The organism is Cellulomonas humilata (assembly GCF_013359775.1).
In the GTDB taxonomy this organism is placed as follows: domain Bacteria; phylum Actinomycetota; class Actinomycetes; order Actinomycetales; family Cellulomonadaceae; genus Cellulomonas; species Cellulomonas humilata.
Genome location: NZ_JABMCI010000060.1, coordinates 174,087 through 188,811, shown reverse-complemented (window position 1 = coordinate 188,811; position 14,725 = coordinate 174,087). Strand labels below are relative to the sequence as shown.

At 73.2% G+C, this 14,725-nt stretch carries 14 protein-coding genes; 6 read left to right on the top strand and 8 right to left on the bottom strand.

The window, feature by feature from the left end:
- Positions 1-29 precede the first annotated feature (29 nt).
- On the top strand, positions 30-293 hold the full coding sequence (locus HP550_RS08480; protein ID WP_175347209.1) for an HPr family phosphocarrier protein: 264 nt from the start codon (positions 30-32) through the stop codon (positions 291-293).
- Here HP550_RS08480 and HP550_RS08475 read toward each other — a convergent pair.
- Together HP550_RS08475 and HP550_RS08470 are read right to left on the bottom strand one after the other, a co-directional pair.
- Positions 290-1,981, bottom strand: coding sequence for a phosphoenolpyruvate--protein phosphotransferase (locus tag HP550_RS08475; protein ID WP_175347207.1), 1,692 nt, complete (start codon positions 1,979-1,981; stop codon positions 290-292). The genes HP550_RS08480 and HP550_RS08475 overlap by 4 nt on opposite strands.
- On the bottom strand, positions 1,978-3,303 hold the full coding sequence (locus tag HP550_RS08470; protein WP_175347206.1) for a PTS transporter subunit EIIC: 1,326 nt from the start codon (positions 3,301-3,303) through the stop codon (positions 1,978-1,980). The genes HP550_RS08475 and HP550_RS08470 overlap by 4 nt, the downstream gene beginning before the upstream one ends.
- 162 nt (positions 3,304-3,465) lie before the next feature.
- Between HP550_RS08470 and HP550_RS08465 the strand changes: the two genes are divergently transcribed.
- From HP550_RS08465 to HP550_RS08445, 5 genes are read left to right on the top strand one after another with little or no spacing between them, the layout of a single operon-like run.
- On the top strand, positions 3,466-4,272 hold the full coding sequence (locus HP550_RS08465; protein WP_343048060.1) for a GntR family transcriptional regulator: 807 nt from the start codon (positions 3,466-3,468) through the stop codon (positions 4,270-4,272).
- A complete protein-coding gene (locus HP550_RS08460) occupies positions 4,269-4,514 on the top strand; it encodes a PTS sugar transporter subunit IIB (RefSeq protein ID WP_175347203.1) in 246 nt (81 codons plus the stop codon). Before HP550_RS08465 ends, HP550_RS08460 begins: the two co-directional genes overlap by 4 nt.
- Positions 4,515-4,525: 11 nt before the next feature.
- A complete protein-coding gene (locus HP550_RS08455) occupies positions 4,526-4,756 on the top strand; it encodes a PTS sugar transporter subunit IIB (protein WP_175347201.1) in 231 nt (76 codons plus the stop codon).
- Positions 4,753-5,217: a glucose PTS transporter subunit IIA gene (locus HP550_RS08450; RefSeq protein WP_175347199.1), complete on the top strand. Its 465-nt coding sequence runs from the start codon at positions 4,753-4,755 to the stop codon at positions 5,215-5,217. Before HP550_RS08455 ends, HP550_RS08450 begins: the two co-directional genes overlap by 4 nt.
- Positions 5,214-5,966, top strand: coding sequence for a copper homeostasis protein CutC (locus HP550_RS08445; protein ID WP_175347197.1), 753 nt, complete (start codon positions 5,214-5,216; stop codon positions 5,964-5,966). Before HP550_RS08450 ends, HP550_RS08445 begins: the two co-directional genes overlap by 4 nt.
- On the opposite strand, the gene HP550_RS08440 is transcribed toward HP550_RS08445, so the two are convergent.
- The 6 genes from HP550_RS08440 to HP550_RS22700 all read right to left on the bottom strand — a co-directional run bounded on the left by HP550_RS08440 (position 5,934) and on the right by HP550_RS22700 (position 14,502).
- Positions 5,934-7,427, bottom strand: coding sequence for a DUF2252 domain-containing protein (locus tag HP550_RS08440; protein WP_343048059.1), 1,494 nt, complete (start codon positions 7,425-7,427; stop codon positions 5,934-5,936). The two genes, HP550_RS08445 and HP550_RS08440, sit on opposite strands and share 33 nt — an antisense overlap.
- Before the next feature lie 41 nt (positions 7,428-7,468).
- Positions 7,469-8,041 carry a hypothetical protein gene (locus tag HP550_RS08435; protein WP_343048058.1) on the bottom strand — a complete coding sequence of 191 codons (573 nt, stop codon included), beginning with the start codon at positions 8,039-8,041 and terminating at the stop codon, positions 7,469-7,471.
- Between the two features lie 86 nt (positions 8,042-8,127).
- Positions 8,128-8,739: a GTP-binding protein gene (locus HP550_RS08430; protein ID WP_055916480.1), complete on the bottom strand. Its 612-nt coding sequence runs from the start codon at positions 8,737-8,739 to the stop codon at positions 8,128-8,130.
- On the bottom strand, positions 8,720-9,097 hold the full coding sequence (locus HP550_RS08425; RefSeq protein ID WP_056085875.1) for a DUF742 domain-containing protein: 378 nt from the start codon (positions 9,095-9,097) through the stop codon (positions 8,720-8,722). The genes HP550_RS08430 and HP550_RS08425 overlap by 20 nt, the downstream gene beginning before the upstream one ends.
- Positions 9,098-9,119: 22 nt before the next feature.
- On the bottom strand, positions 9,120-9,569 hold the full coding sequence (locus HP550_RS08420) for a roadblock/LC7 domain-containing protein (protein ID WP_175347195.1): 450 nt from the start codon (positions 9,567-9,569) through the stop codon (positions 9,120-9,122).
- Positions 9,570-9,654: 85 nt separating this feature from the next.
- Complete coding sequence (locus HP550_RS22700; RefSeq protein WP_175347193.1) at positions 9,655-14,502, bottom strand: nitrate- and nitrite sensing domain-containing protein; 4,848 nt, start codon at positions 14,500-14,502, stop codon at positions 9,655-9,657.
- Positions 14,503-14,725 lie beyond the last annotated feature (223 nt).

Below are 14,725 nucleotides of genomic sequence, written 5' to 3'. Positions count from 1 at the left end.
CATCGTCGACCCGTCCTAGGAGGCAGGCCATGCAGCGTTCCGTCGTCGTCGCTCTTCCCGGAGGGCTGCACGCCCGCCCTGCCGCGCAGTTCGTCGCGGCCGCCGCCAGCCAGCCCGCACGGGTCACGATCGCGCGGGCCGGCGGCGACCCCGTGGCGACCGCCTCGATCCTCGCGATCATGACGCTGGGCGTCGGGGTGGGCGACGAGGTGGTGCTGGCCACCGACGACGACAGTGCCGACGCGGTCGCCTCGATCGACGCGCTCGAGCACTTCCTCCTGCAGACCGCCTAGAGACCCAGCTCCTCGAGCACGTCCAGCGACGCGCGCACCGCCGACCGCGCCTCGTCCGCCGTGCGCTGCGCCAGGGCGAGGGCGGCCAGCTCGCGGCACCGCTCGAGCGTCACGGCCGCCAGCACCGCGCCCACGTCCGGCAGCGCCCGGGGTGTCATCGACAGCGACGCCACACCGAGCCCGACCAGCACGGGGGCCAGCACCGGGTCCGCGGCCGCCTCGCCGCAGACCCCGACGGGCCGGTCGCGCGCCGCCCCGCCCGCGCAGGCCAGCTGCACCAGGGACAGCACGGCGGGCTGCCACGCGGTGGACAACCGCGCCAGGCCGGCGAGCTCCCGGTCGGCCGCCATCGCGTACTGGGTGAGGTCGTTGGTGCCCAGGCTCGCGAACCGTGCGTGCAGGAGCAGGTCACCGGCGCGGAGCGCAGCCGCGGGGACCTCGACCATGACCCCCGCGTGCGCGAGGCCGTGCGCAGCACAGCGCTCCACGAAGTCGTCGGCCTCGTCGGCGGTCGCCACCATCGGCGCCATCACCCAGACGTCCGCCGACGACGACGCCGCGGCCTGCGCGATGGCCGCGAGCTGGTCGTCGAGGACCCCCGGGTGCGCCCAGGACGTGCGCAGCCCGCGCACCCCGAGGGCCGGGTTGGGCTCCCCCGCGGCGGTCACGAACGGCAGTGGCTTGTCGGCGCCGGCGTCCAGCGTGCGGATCACCACGCGCCGGCCGGGGAACGCGGCGAACACCTGCGCGTAGGCCGCCACCTGCTCCGGGATCCCCGGCGCGGTCGTCCGGCCCAGGAACTCGAACTCCGTGCGGAACAGGCCGATCCCCTCGGCCCCCATCTCCGCGGCGGCCGCGGCACCCGCCGGGTCCGCGACGTTGGCCAGCAGGTGGACGGCGTGACCGTCGGCCGTCCGGCCGGGCTGCTCCAGACGGGTCCGACGTGGGCCGACGCGACCGGCGCGCTCGACGGCGTCAGCGTCGGGACCCCGCACGACCTCCCCGACCGAGCCGTCGACCAGCACCGTCTCGCCCTCGCCGATCGCGTCGGCGCCCACGACCGCGACCACGCACGGGATGCCGAGCGCGCGCGCCAGGATCGCGGTGTGGGCCGTGGGGCCTCCGCCGGACATGACGAGGGCGAGGACGCGTGCCGGGTCCAGCCGGGCCGTGTCAGCCGGCGCGAGCTCCCGAGCCACCAGGACGAACGGGGCGTCCGGGTCCGGCACGCCCGGCGGACGCAGCCCGAGCAGCTCGGCGACGATGCGGTCGCGCACGTCCCGGACGTCGGCCGCCCGGTCCGCGAACATCCCGCCCAGCGCACGGAGCTGCTCCGCGACCAGCTCGGCCGCGTCCCAGACCGCCCGGGCGGGCGTCGCCCGGGTCTCCAGGACGCGTCGGCGGGCCTCGTCGGCGAGCGACGGGTCGGCCGCCATCGCCGCGGTGATCGCGAGGATGTCGGCGGCCTCCCCGCTCGCCGCGTCGGCGGCCCGGGCCAGGGCGTCGCGGACCCGGGCCGCCGCGTGGTCCACCGCGGCCGCCGCCCTGACCAGGTCCGTCCCCGGAGCCGAGGGCTCGGGCGACGGCGCCGGCGGGGCGTCGGGCATGCGCGCGACCACCCCCACCCGGCGGCCCGGGCTGACCCCGAACCCCCTCAGGGTCATGCCGGCGGCGACCGCGGCGGTCATCGTGCGGAGGCCGGTTCCTCCGACGCAGCGTCCTGCGCGGCGTTGTCTGCCCGGACCTGGTCGTCGGTCGGGAAGACCTGGACGGTGCCGTCGTCGTCGTCCTCGCGGCCCGGTGTCCGCAGGTTCCAGCGCGTGATGACGAACCGGAACAGGAAGTAGTAGACGACCGCGTACCCGAGGCCGATGACGATCAGCAGGAGCGGCATCGTGGCGATCCGGAAGTTCAGCAGGTAGTCGATCGCACCCGCGGAGAACCCGAACCCGTCCTTGATGCCCAGCGCGTTGACCAGCGCCAGCGACGTGCCGGTGAGGATCGCGTGGATGACGTACAGCGGGTAGGCCACGTAGACGAACGCGAACTCCAGCGGCTCGGTGACCCCGGTGACGAACGAGACGAGCGCGGCCGAGCCCATGATGCCGGCGATGACCTTGCGGTTCTTGGCCTTGGACGTGTGCACGATCGCCAGGGCGGCCGCGGGCAGCGCGAACATCATGATCGGGAAGAAGCCGGTCATGAACGTGCCGGCCGTCGGGTCGCCGTGCAGGAAGCGCGCGATGTCGCCGTGCCACACCTCGCCGCTGGCGTCGGTGTAGGAGCCGAATTGGAACCACGGCAGCGAGTTGAGGATGTGGTGCAGGCCGATCGGGACGAGCAGCCGGTTCATGGTGCCGTAGACGAACGCGCCGAGGATCGTGGAGCCGGTGACCCAGTCGCCGACCGCCGTGAAGCCGGCGTCGAAGGCGGGGTAGATCAGCGCGCCGACGACGGCGACGACGATCGCGGCGCCCGCGGTGACGATCGGCACGAAGCGCCGTCCCCCGAAGAAGGCCAGGTACGCGGGCAGCTTGATCCGGTAGTACCTCTGGAACAGCAGCGCCGCCACGATGCCCATGACGATGCCGCCCAGCACGCCGTAGTTGATCAGCTCCTGCGGGTCGTCCCCGACCGGCTTGCCGAGCACGTACGGGGAGAGCGCGTCCGTGACGCCCTTGAACACGAGGTACCCGATCACGGCCGCGAGGCCGGTCGAGCCGTCCGACTTGCGTGCGAACCCGACGGCCACGCCGACGGCGAACAGGAGGGCCAGGTTGGCGAACAGCGCGTTGCCCGCGGCGCCGAGGACGGCGGCCACGGGCAGGAGCCACTCCGCGTGCGCTCCCAGGCCGTCGGCGCCGAGCATGTCGGGCTGGCCGAGCCGGAGCAGCAGCGCGGCTGCGGGCAGGGAGGCGATCGGGAGCATCAGCGAGCGGCCGATGCGTTGCAGCTGGGCGAGGCCGGGGATGCCCCGCTTCTCGGTGGTGTCGGCGGTGACGGTGGTCATGGAGCACTCCTTGGGGGTGGTCCTGAAGTCCGGGGGGCCTGGTCGAGATGTCTGGTCTGGACCAGTTGCGAGCAGACTGGTCTAGACCTCATGATGTGTCAAGGGTCACGTCGCGAGCTGCGGTGGGCGCACCTTCCGGCAGACAAAGGAGTGGGTTCACACGTGGACGAGTCGGAGCAGGGCGCCGCGCACAAGTACCTGACGGTGCGCGACCACCTGGCCACCCTCGTCGCGCACGAGCTCCGGGTCGGCGACGCCATCCCCTCCGAGCGCCACCTGTCCCAGCAGTTCGGCCTGTCCCGGATGACCGTGCGACAAGCCGTCGACACCCTGGTCACCGACGGGGTCCTGGTCCGCGAGCAGGGCCGCGGCACGTTCGTCGCGCCGCAGCGCATCGACTTCGAGATGCGGCTGACCACGTTCGGCGAGGAGATGCAGCGCCGCGGCCTGGAGCCCGCGACCGCCGTGCTGACCGCACAGATCGTCGCCGCGACGCCGGACGTCGCGACCGCCCTGGAAATCGAGCCGCGCGACAAGGTGCACTTCCTGTACCGGGTGCGCAGCGCGGACGGCACCCCCATCTGCATCGAGCAGGTCTGGGTCCCGGTCGCCCTGGCGCCCACGCTCTTCGACGCCGGCCCACCGCCGAGCATGTACGAGGCGCTGCGGGACCGGGGGCTGGCCCCCGAGTGGGGTGAGGACACGCTCTCCGCCGACGAGGCCACCGACACCGAGGCGTCGCTGCTGGGGCTCGTCGACGCCCGCGCCGTCCTGCGCGCCGAGCGCCGGACCTACTCGGTCGATGCCGCGATCATGTTCTCCCGCGCCTGCTACCGCGCCGACCGCTACAGCGTGTGGGTCCCGCTGCGCGCGCCGCGGCCGGTGCTGGTCCCCCGACGACGCGCCGCCCCTGCCCTGGAGCCGGCGAACGTACCCACCTCAGCACCCATCTCAGGAGGACGGCGATGAGGCCGCAGAGCAGAGACCAGGCGGCAGCGATCCTGGCCGCGTTGGGAGGCGTCGACAACATCGACGAGATCGAGCCGTGCACCACGCGGCTGCGCTCGTTGGTGCGCGACGCCGGCCGGGTGGACGCCGCGGGCCTGCGGGCCGCCGGGGCGTTCGGCGTGATGATCTCCGGTCGGGTGGTGCAGGTGGTGGTCGGCCCGCACGTCGACCTCATCGCCACCGACCTCGACGAGCTGATGTGAGGGAGCCGGACATGACGAAGGCCGAGAAGATCCTGGCGGCGCTCGGCGGGGACGCGAACGTCCTCGACCTCGAGCCCTGCATCACACGGCTGCGGGTCGAGGTCGGGAACCCCGCGCTCGTCGACGAGCGCGGGCTCAAGGCGGCCGGCGCCATCGCCGTCGTGCGGTCCGGCGCGGCCGTGCAGGTCATCGTCGGGCCCGAGGCGGACACGCTGGCCTCGGACATCGAGGACCTCCGGTGACGACCTCCCTCACCGTGCTGTCCCCCGTCAGCGGCCAGGTGCTCGGGCTGGGCGACGTGGCCGACCCCGTCTTCTCGGCCGAGCTGGTGGGTCCCGGGCTCGCGCTCGACCCCGAGCGCTCCGCCGCCGCGGAGGTGATCTCCCCGATCGCCGGCACCATCGTCAAGCTGCACCCGCACGCGTTCGTCGTCCAGCACGACGACGGCCGCGCGGTGCTGGTGCACCTCGGCATCGACACGGTGGAGCTGGGCGGCACCGGCTTCACCCTGCACGCCTCCGAGGGCTCCGTGGTGACCGCCGGGCAGGTGGTCGTCAGCTGGGACCCGTCGTCGGTCGCCGCCGGCGGTCGGTCGCCCGTCTGCCCGGTGGTGGGCCTGGAGGCCGGTTCCGACGCGCTCACCCGCCTCGCGCTCCCCGGCGACACCGTGACCGCCGGCGAGCCCCTGCTGTCCTGGGCATGACCGCGCTCGAGATCGCCGTGCAGGACGTGGCGGGCGCGATCACGTCCGCGACGCTGGGCGCCGACCGGCTGGAGCTCTGCGCCGCGCTCGCCGCCACCGGCGGGATCACCCCGTCGATCGGCCTGCTCGACGCGACCCTCGCGGCCGTCCCGTCGAGCGTCGGCGTGCACGTCCTGGTCCGTCCGCGCGCCGGGTCGTTCGTCTACGAGCCCGACGAGCTCGCCGTGCAGGTCAGGGACGTCCGGGCCGCCGTGCGCGCCGGTGCCGCCGGCGTCGTGGTCGGCGCGCTCCGTCCGGACGGCACCGTGGACCGGGACGCGGTCGCGCGGCTGGTGGAGGCCGCCGACGGGCGCGAGGTCACGTTCCACCGGGCGTTCGACACGCTCACCGAGCCGGCCCCGGCCGTCGACGAGCTCGTGTCGCTCGGCGTCGTCCGGGTGCTGACCTCCGGCGGTGCCGCGCGCAGCATCGACGGCCTCACTCGGCTCGCCGGCACGGTCGCGCATTCCGCCGGCCGGCTCGAGGTCATGGCCGGGGGTGGCGTGCGGCCCGACGACATCCCTGCGCTGCTGGTCACCGGCATCGACGCCGTGCACCTGTCCGCCAGCCGGCACGTCGACGAGTCCGGTGGACCGGGCGGCGGGTCCGCCGGGTACACGACGACCGACCCCGGGGTCGTCGCGGCCGCTGCGGCGGAGCTCGGACGGCACGGCGTCCTAGACCCCGTGGATCGCCTCCAGCCGTCCTGAGCCGATCGCCGCCGTGAGCGCGGAGTGGTCCCGCTCGGTGCGGTCGGCGTAGCCGGCGGCGAAGTCGGCGAACGCCTCGTCGGCCGCCTTGGAGCCACCGAGGTAGGACGCGATCGCGACCCTGTCGCCGGACCGGGCGTGCGCGCGGGCCAGCGTCCAGGCGCACAGCCCGCCGTACCGGCGGAAGCCGTCCGGCTGCATCTCCTCGATGACCGCCGAGCCCTTCCAGTCGCGCAGCTGACGGATGTAGAAGTCGCGCTCGATGCCGTCGATGCCCGTGCTCCGCTGCCAGCCCAGCAGCGCGTCGCTCGCGGCCTGCATCAGCCGCTGCCCCTCGACCACACGCTGGCCGGACTGGGTGTACTCGCTGGCGCCCAGGAACTGCTCGAGCACGGACGACTGCGCCTCCTTGGCCTGCAGGACGAGCAGGTCGTCCTCGTCGACACCCTCGAGCAGCAGGATCCACGCCCGGGTTCCGACGCTGCCGACGCCCACGACCTTGCGGGCCATGTCGGTCACCCGGTACTCGCTGAGCAGGTGGCGACGGGCAGGCTCGAGGCTGCTCTGGTAGGCCCGCATCAGGTCACCCATCGCCGTGGCGAAGATGCGCGCGGCCTCGTCGCCGAGGATCTCCTCGAGCGAGGTGACCAGCGGCGGGTCCGAGCGGAACCGTCGCCGCCCGTCGACGACCTCCGTCAGCTTGCTCACGGCGCGGAGGTGGTCGCGCGTCCGCGCCTTCTTCACCGTCGACGTCGTCCTCTTCACCTGAGCCTTGCCGAGGTCGTCACGATGCTCACGGAGGAACTCGTCGACGTCGATCCGCGCGTACCAGACCTCGAGGTTCCCCATCCCGGCGAGGTCGCGGATCGCCGTCCGGTACGTCTTGGCCACGTCCGTGATGATCTTCCGGCGCGCCCGCTCGTCGACCCCGATGCTCCGCGCCGCGACCTCGACGCTCGCCAGCAGACGCTTCACGTCCCACTCGAACGGTCCGGGCAGCGTCTCGTCGAAGTCGTTGAGGTCGAACAGCATCCGCCGCTCCGGGGTGCCGTACACGCCGAAGTTCGACATGTGCGCGTCACCGCAGAGCTGGACGTCGAGCCCGGAGTCGGGGACGGCCGCCAGGTCGGAGGCCATGAGCAGCGCGGCCCCGCGGTAGAACGCGAACGGGGAGGTCGCCATGCGCCCGTACCTGAGCGGGACCAGCTCGGGCAGCCGGGTGGTGCCCTGGGACACCAGCAGCTCGATCGGGTCGGGCCGGGAGTCCCCCGCGCCCAGGTCGCCCAGCGCCTCCCGCGGCAGCAGCACCCGCGCGGCGGCCCCCCGGGCCTCCCGCTCCTCACGTGTCAGGTGGGTGATCGGATCGGCGGCCCGCCGCCGCGAGGGGACCAGGGGCGGCGCGGCCCCGACCGCCCCGAGATCGGGTGCTGGGTCCAGGGGTGCTCCGCCACCGTGCGTCACGATCCGAAACTAGGCCCGCGGGCCACCGAGCGGAAGAGCGCCTACCCTCCGGCCCGCTCCCACCAGGCCGCCGGCCACCCGGGCGAGACGATGGTCAACCCGTGCAGGGCCGAGGCCTGCGCCAGCTGGAGGTCGTAGGTGGCGACCCCGCCGACGTCCGGGTGGGCCAGCGCAGCCCCCAGGTGCAGGGCGATGAACGGCGGCAGCACACCCGACACCTTGGTGGCCGCCCGGAGCGTCTGGTCGGAGAACCGGATGACCTCGAGGCGCTCACCGACATCGTGGGCCACGCCGTTCGCCTCGACGCCCCGCGGGCGCGCGGCGCGACGGAGCTCGGTCAGGCCGAGCGGCGTGGTGAGGAGCTCCGTCTCGTGGTCGGCGGTCCACGCGAGCCACTGCGCGCGGCACGGGGCACCGTCGAGGTACCGGGACAGCGCCGACCCGTCCGCGTACACGCGCAGCGTGGGTGTCGGCGCGGCCACCCGTGCCACGGCGTCCGCCGTCGGGACGTCGGCCGCGCGGGGTTCGTCGTCGGGCGCCGGCCGAGGCTGCGGCAGGACCGCGCGACCGTCGTCGCGCGGTCGCGGCGACGGGCCGAAGGGCGAGGCGGTCACGCCTCCATGATCCCTCACCTGGCCGACGGACGACCGCGGCCGGTCCCCCGAAGGGAACCGGCCGCGGTCGGGTGAGACCTCTCGGGTCACCGGCTGCGCAGACGCTCCATCGCGAGCTGCACGAGGGAGATCAGCGCCTGCTTGGTGGCCGCACGCGACCGGGCGTCCGTGTAGAGCACCGGCACGTGCGCCGGGATCGCCAGGGCCTCACGGACGTCGTCCAGCTGGTGCTTGGCGACGCCGTCGAAGCAGTTGACGCCCACGACGAACGGGATGCCGCGGCTCTCGAAGTAGTCCACGGCCGGGAAGCACTGGTCGAGCCGGTCGGTGTCGACCAGGACGACGGCGCCGATGGCACCGCGGACCAGGTCGTCCCACATGAACAGGAACCGGTCCTGGCCAGGGGTACCGAACAGGTAGAGCCAGAGCGACCCCGGCAGGGCGATGCGACCGAAGTCCATCGCCACCGTGGTGGTGGTCTTGCGGTCCGACACACCGCCGGCGTCGTCGACGCCGACCGAGTGCTCGGTCATCGCGGCCTCGGTGTTGAGGGGCTCGATGTCCGAGATGGAGCCGATGAAGGTCGTCTTGCCGACGGCGAAGCCGCCTGCGACGACGATCTTGACGACTGTGGGTGCGACGCTTCCTGCCGTGCCCGCCGGAGCGGCCACAGCGGCGTCAGAGGGCGGAAATGCCATTGAGAACACTCTCCAGCACGCTGAGGGACAGGGCAGGTGACTCACCGGTGTTGACCTCGACCGGCTGTGAGGTGTGCACACGCACGAATTGCTGGTCGGCGAGGTCGGACACGAGGATCCGGATCACGCCGAGCGGCAGATGGAGCAGAGCGGAGAGCTCGGCTACCGAGATGTAGTTGGAGGCGGCATGTTGCAGGATCGCCCGCTTCTCAGGCGGGAGACCCTGGCTCGTGACGGCGCCGGGCATTGCCTCGACCAGCGCCTCGAGAGGCAGGTCGGAGCGAGCCGAGCGCACGCGGCCACCGGTCACGGCGTAGGGCCGGACCGTTCTGGCCTCGTACTCGATGTGCTCGGTCATGAGTCTGTCTCTCTCCGTAGCCTCAGGCGACCGGCGTGCGAGTGACGCCGTCGACGGGGAGCTGACCCCGCATCTCGGAGATGAGCTGCGGCGTGAGGGTCGCCTCGGTACGAGAGACGAGCATCGCCATCTCGTAGCCGATGAGGCCCACGTCGCAGCTGGACTCCGCGACCACGGCGAGGACGGAGCCGTTCGAGACGCTCATGAGGAAGAGGAACAGTGAGTCCATCTCGATGATCGCCTGACGCACCTCCCCCGCACGGAGCTGGCGCGCGGCGCCACGGGTCAGGCTTGACATCCCGGAGACGATCGCCGCGAGCTGGTCACCGCTGGTGCGGTCGAGAAGCTCGGACATCGCCATGAGAAGACCGTCCGCAGACACCACGAGTGTGTGGCGAGTGCCGGGCACGGTCCGGACGAAGTTGTCCAGGAGCCAGCCGAAGTTGGCTGCCTCGGTGCTGAGCGCGGTCACACTTCCTCCTTGCTGGTGCAGTCGATGACTGCGGGGTCAGACGTCACCATGCTGGTGACGACGGTAGTGGGGACTGAGGCAGTCATCAGCTCACGCCGTTCGGGCCGGACGGGTCCTCCATGGCACGACGGCCACGAGAGGTCCCGGACTGGAAGCTGGACAGACGCGACCGGAGCTGGTCCGCATCACGCTGCACAGGCTTCCCTTCGTCCGCGGAGATAGTCGACTCCGGGACAGCTGTGGGGACTCGCTTGATCAGGCGCTCCGCGTTGCCACCCGTTGCGGCCGGCCGGTAGGCCGACAGCTGCGAGAGCTCGGAGAGTGCCTGCTCCTGGATGTCCGAACGAAGGGCGAGCATCGCCGCCACCTCGTCGTCGAGCGTGCCGACGCGCGGAGCCACCGACGGCGGCAGCGCGGGCTGCGGGACCGTCGACGCCGGGGCACGGGTGCCGCCCGAGCGTGCGGCCCACTCCGGCGGCGACCACTGGCCGGCCGCGGCGGGCTCGAGAGCAGCCGGGGCCTTGGGCAGCGGTGCTGCGGGTGCCGGAGCCGACCAGGTGGTCGACGCCATCCAGGACTGGGACGAGTCGGCACCGACGGGCGACTGCGGGGCAGCTGCCTCCGACGTCCACGCCGAGGTACGCACGGGGGCGACCTGGCTGACGGGCTCGGGGGCGGCCGGCGCCTGCGCGACCGGGGCGTCGAGCTCGGGGGCGACCTCGTCACCCTTCTTCCGACCGAACAGACCCCAGCGGCGGCGCCCCTTGGCGTCGTCGGACGGCGACTGCACGAGCTCGGAGAACGCTGCCTCCGGTGCCGGCGCGGCCGGAGCCGGAGCCGTCGGTGCCCACGCCGGCGCGGCGACGGGGTCGGGTGCCGCGAACGTCACCGGGGCCTCGTAGACGGGTGCCTGCGGGGCGTAGGCGACGGGCTCCGGCGCGACCGCGGCGGCTGCCTCGATCGGCGTGAAGAGCTGCGTCGGCGAGTCGATCGGCTGCTGCGGGGCCTGGGGTGCCGGCCACGCGGGTGCCTGCTGCACGGGAGGCGCCCACTGCGGGGCCTCCTGCACGGGGGCCGCCCACTGGGGGGGCTCCCACTGGGGGGCCTCCTGCACGGCGACGGGCTCGGGCGCCACCTCGGGCTCCGGCTCCACCTGGGCGGCGGGCTCGGTGCCGTAGGCGGGCTCGGGGTCGGGCTCGAGGTAGACGCGGCGGAACGCGACACCGTCGACCACGGCGAGCTCGGGCTCGGGCTCGGGCTCCGGCTCGGGCGTGACCTCGGCGACAGCGGCAGCCTCGGTCGGCTGCTCGGCCCACTCGGGCGCCTGCCAGGTCGGCGGCTCCCAGGCGGGTGCCGGCCAGGCGGCGTCGTCGGCGGCGGGCGCCTGCTCGTCCGCGGGCGCCACAGGCTCCTCGACGGGCTCGGCGGCCTGGACGGGCTCCACGGTCTCGGGCTGGGCCGCTGCGACGAGGGCCGCAGGGACGATCGGCATGGCGCCGGTGTGCCAGGCCCGGGCCTCGTCGAGCGTGCGCTCGAACGGCTGGTACGGCGCGTCCACCTCGGAGGCGGGTGCACCCCAGCCGGCGTAGCCGCTGTAGGAGGTGAAGCTCCGGACAGGAGCGACCGGTGCGACGACCTCAGAAGGTGCTGCTGACGCGGCCGGTGCGGCCTCGTCCTCCACCGGCACGGCGGGCGGCACGGTGGCGACACGGCCCGCCAGGGCGGCCGGCGCCTGCTCGGCGACGACGGGGGCCTGCCAGGCGGGCTCGTCGTCGACGATCGCGTGGTCCCAGGCCTGGGCGTCGGACACCGAGGGTGCGACCCACGCCGAGGTCTCGGCGCCGGTGGCGTCGTCCCAGGTCGTGGTCTCGGCGACGGCCGGCGCGTCCCAGCTGGGCGTCTCGGCGACCGCGGGCTCGTCCCAGGCCGGAGCCTCGGCGACAGCGGGGGCCTCCCACGCCGGGGTCTCCTCGGCAGCGGGCGCGTCCCAGGCAGGGGTCTCCGCGACAGCGGGGGCCTCCCACGCCGGAGTCTCCTCCGCAACGGGCGCGTCCCAGGCAGGAGTCTCCGCGACAGCGGGGGCCTCCCAGGCCGAAGTCTCCTGCGCGGCAGGCTCGTCCCAGGTCGGGGTCTCCGCGACGGCGGGGGCTTCCCACGCGGGGGCCTCGGCGACAGCCGGGGCCTCCCAGACCGGGGCCTCCCAGGTCGGGGTCTCCGCGACAGCGGGGGCCTCCCACGCCGGGGTCTCCGCGACGGGCGCCTCGGTGGTGGCCCACGCGGGAGTCGGCTCCCAGACGGGCTCCTGCTCGGCGAGGGGTGCGGACTCGGCCTGCTCCGCCGCATCGGCAGCGGCGGCGGCCAGGGCCTCACGGTTGCCGGCCTCCTGCGCCTCCCACGAGTCGTCCTCGTCCGCGAGCTGCGGAACGACGATCGGCTCGGCGGGCGCAGCGTGCGCACCGCTGGACATCCACGGAGCGCGGACGGCGTTGGACTGGGCGGGCGGCAGCGCGCGCTCCTGGTCGTCGGACACGAGGCCCGGGACGACGAGGTTCTCGCCGGTGTCGGTGGTCGCCGCGGCCTCGGTGCGGCCGCGGAAGCCGGAGAACAGGCCTGCGCGGGCAGCGGGGGCGGGTGCCGGTGCAGCGGACGCGGCGGGGGTCGGAGCCTCCGGCTGCGCCCAGGCGGACGTGGCGGCACGGCTGCGGCTCGGCAGGTTGCCCTTGAGCGGGGCCAGCGTCTCGGGCTTCCAGTCGGAGCCGGCCGCGGAGATCTCGGGCGCGATGTGGCCGTCCGGGGCCTCCGGCAGGACGAGGTTGTCCTCGTCGAACGTCTTCTTCGACCGCGTGGGCAGCCCGCTCGACTGGGCCAGCTCGGTGACGGGGACGGGGCCGACGGGCTCGTCGGAACCGTCGTCGCGACGGCGGCGGTGCGGCAGGCCCAGCGAGGTCTGGCCGTCCGTCAGCGCGGCGAGGTCGACGGCCTCGACGACGGGGGCCTCGATCTGGGGCATGCCCGGGTCGTTGCGCGGCGCGGCCAGCTGGGCCGGGCCGTTGTTGCCGTACAGGTTGGTCTCGGTCATCACGAACAGCGTGGCCGGGAAGCGCACGATCGTCTCGGTGCCGGTGCCGTGCGCAGCCTTGAGGAGCTTGACCTCGGCGCCGAGGCGCTGGGCGATACGGCCGACCACGAAGAGGCCGAGGCGCTGGTTGCCGAGCGAGTCGCTGGCGGACGTCGAGATGATCTTCGAGTTCGCGGCGTCGAGCTCGACATCGCTCATGCCGAGGCCCTGGTCGAGGATGCGGACGACCACGAACTGGCCCGAGACACCGGTGGTGACGGTGACGGGGGTCTCCGGCTCGGAGAAGATCGTCGCGTTCTCGAGGAGCTCGGCCAGCAGGTGAGCAGCGCCGAGGGCGTTGAAGCCGTGCATGTGCGGGTCGACCTGGAGGTCGAGCTCGATGCGGTCGTACTGCTCGATCTCCGAGGAGGCCGTGCGGACGACGTCCGACAGCGGCATGGCGTCCCGGAGGCGCCGGCCGGAGTCGATGCCGGCGAGCACCAGGAGCGACTCCGCGTTACGGCGCATGCGGGTGGCGAGGTGGTCGAGGCGGAACAGGTTGGCCAGGGTGCTCGGGTCTTCCTCGGCACGCTCGAGGGAGTCGATGAACGACAGCTGGCGGTTGAGGAGCACCTGGTCGCGGCGGGCGACGTTGACGAACATCTCCGCGATGGAGCCACGCAGGGCGGCCTGCTCCTGGGCGACCTGGACCGTGGTCGAGTTCACCGAGTTGAACGCGGCGGCCAGCTGGCCGACCTCGTCGCGAGACGTCACGGGGATGGGCGCCAGGGTGATCTGCGGGCCCTCGCCGGGGATGGCCACCTGCTCGACCAGTCGCGGCAGCTGCTCGCGGACGTCGGCGGCGGCCTTGGTGAGGCGGCGCAGCGGGACGACGATCCCGCGGGAGACGAGGAGGGCGAAGAACAGGGACGCCACCACGGCCGCGACAACGATGCCGACGGTGATGAACGTCTGGCTCCGAGCGTCGTCGACAGCCCCGCCGGCGACGTCGCTGCCGCTGGCCAGGACGTTGGCGTTCAGCGTCGACAGGGTGCCCAGCTGGTCCTGGATCTCCTTGAGGTAGCCCTGGACGTCGATCTGGGCGAAGCCCTGCGGGTTGCCCTGCTCGAGGAGGGCACGCATCCGCGTGAAGTTCGAGGTCGGGTCCTTGGTGGGGAGCACGAGGTCGTCGGCGCCGAGCGCGGTGACCGCGTACTGGGCACGCCCACGGGCCAGCTCGGTGGCGGAGACCTGCGTGGCGTACTGACGGACCGAGGCGGGGGCCGCTGCGCGGGTGGTCAGCAGCGCGATGCCGTCGATCATCTCGACGACCAGGTTGTCGGCCGTGGTGCCGATCTCGCGGTACGCGGTGACGTACTGCGCCAGGTCACGGTTCTCGAGGCTGTTGGCCACCTGCTCCATCAGCGACAGCTGGCCCTCGATGATCCCGGCGTAGTTGCGCTCGATCTGCGCACGCTGCGACTTGATGTCGACACCGGTACGGACGGCGGGAAGCATCGTGTTGTGCGCCAGCTGGACCTCGACGAACTGGTCGACGACCGGCTTCGGGAACTGGCTCAGGTCCAGGTCGGCCGTGATCGGCCGGACAGCGGCGAGCGCCTCGTCCGTCGCGGTGCGTGCTGCGGCGAGCTGCTCGGGCGTGCCTCCGTTGAGCGAGAGGATCCGCTCGGTCTGCATGCTGGTGGACACCGGCGTGTACGCCTGGAGCACCGTGATGACGCTGTCGGCCGCCTGGGCGTAGCGCAGCTCGGAGAGGGCGTTCCACGAGATGAACCCACCGGCTGCGAGCAGCACGATCATGGGGACGGCGAGGACAGCCATCACTTTGGCGCGGATGCCGAGCCGTCGCAGCATGTCGTTCCCTTCCGTCTTCCGACAACGGGTGTTGCCACCAGGTCGTACCGGTCGTTCTCTCAGGGCCAGTTGACCGAAGAGGTGTCCCGATGGCGTTCATCGGCTCTTGGACGACAGACCATTAGCCCGCGGCAGAGTTTGCCATGGACCTCACCCATGGGGATACGGCGACCGGCCACCCCTTTCGGGTGTCGTGTGGTACCACCCCGGCCCTGCTGGCCCG

What these genes read in the sequence shown, in the direction of transcription:
- HP550_RS08460 (WP_175347203.1), top strand. Translation starts at nt 4,269, where the DNA reads ATGAGGCCGCAGAGCAGAGACCAGGCGGCAGCGATCCTGGCCGCGTTG.
- HP550_RS08475 (WP_175347207.1), bottom strand. Translation starts at nt 1,981, where the DNA reads ATGACCGCCGCGGTCGCCGCCGGCATGACCCTGAGGGGGTTCGGGGTC.
- HP550_RS22700 (WP_175347193.1), bottom strand. Translation starts at nt 14,502, where the DNA reads ATGCTGCGACGGCTCGGCATCCGCGCCAAAGTGATGGCTGTCCTCGCC.
- HP550_RS08470 (WP_175347206.1), bottom strand. Translation starts at nt 3,303, where the DNA reads ATGACCACCGTCACCGCCGACACCACCGAGAAGCGGGGCATCCCCGGC.
- HP550_RS08430 (WP_055916480.1), bottom strand. Translation starts at nt 8,739, where the DNA reads ATGGCATTTCCGCCCTCTGACGCCGCTGTGGCCGCTCCGGCGGGCACG.
- HP550_RS08425 (WP_056085875.1), bottom strand. Translation starts at nt 9,097, where the DNA reads ATGACCGAGCACATCGAGTACGAGGCCAGAACGGTCCGGCCCTACGCC.
- HP550_RS08480 (WP_175347209.1), top strand. Translation starts at nt 30, where the DNA reads ATGCAGCGTTCCGTCGTCGTCGCTCTTCCCGGAGGGCTGCACGCCCGC.
- HP550_RS08445 (WP_175347197.1), top strand. Translation starts at nt 5,214, where the DNA reads ATGACCGCGCTCGAGATCGCCGTGCAGGACGTGGCGGGCGCGATCACG.
- HP550_RS08455 (WP_175347201.1), top strand. Translation starts at nt 4,526, where the DNA reads ATGACGAAGGCCGAGAAGATCCTGGCGGCGCTCGGCGGGGACGCGAAC.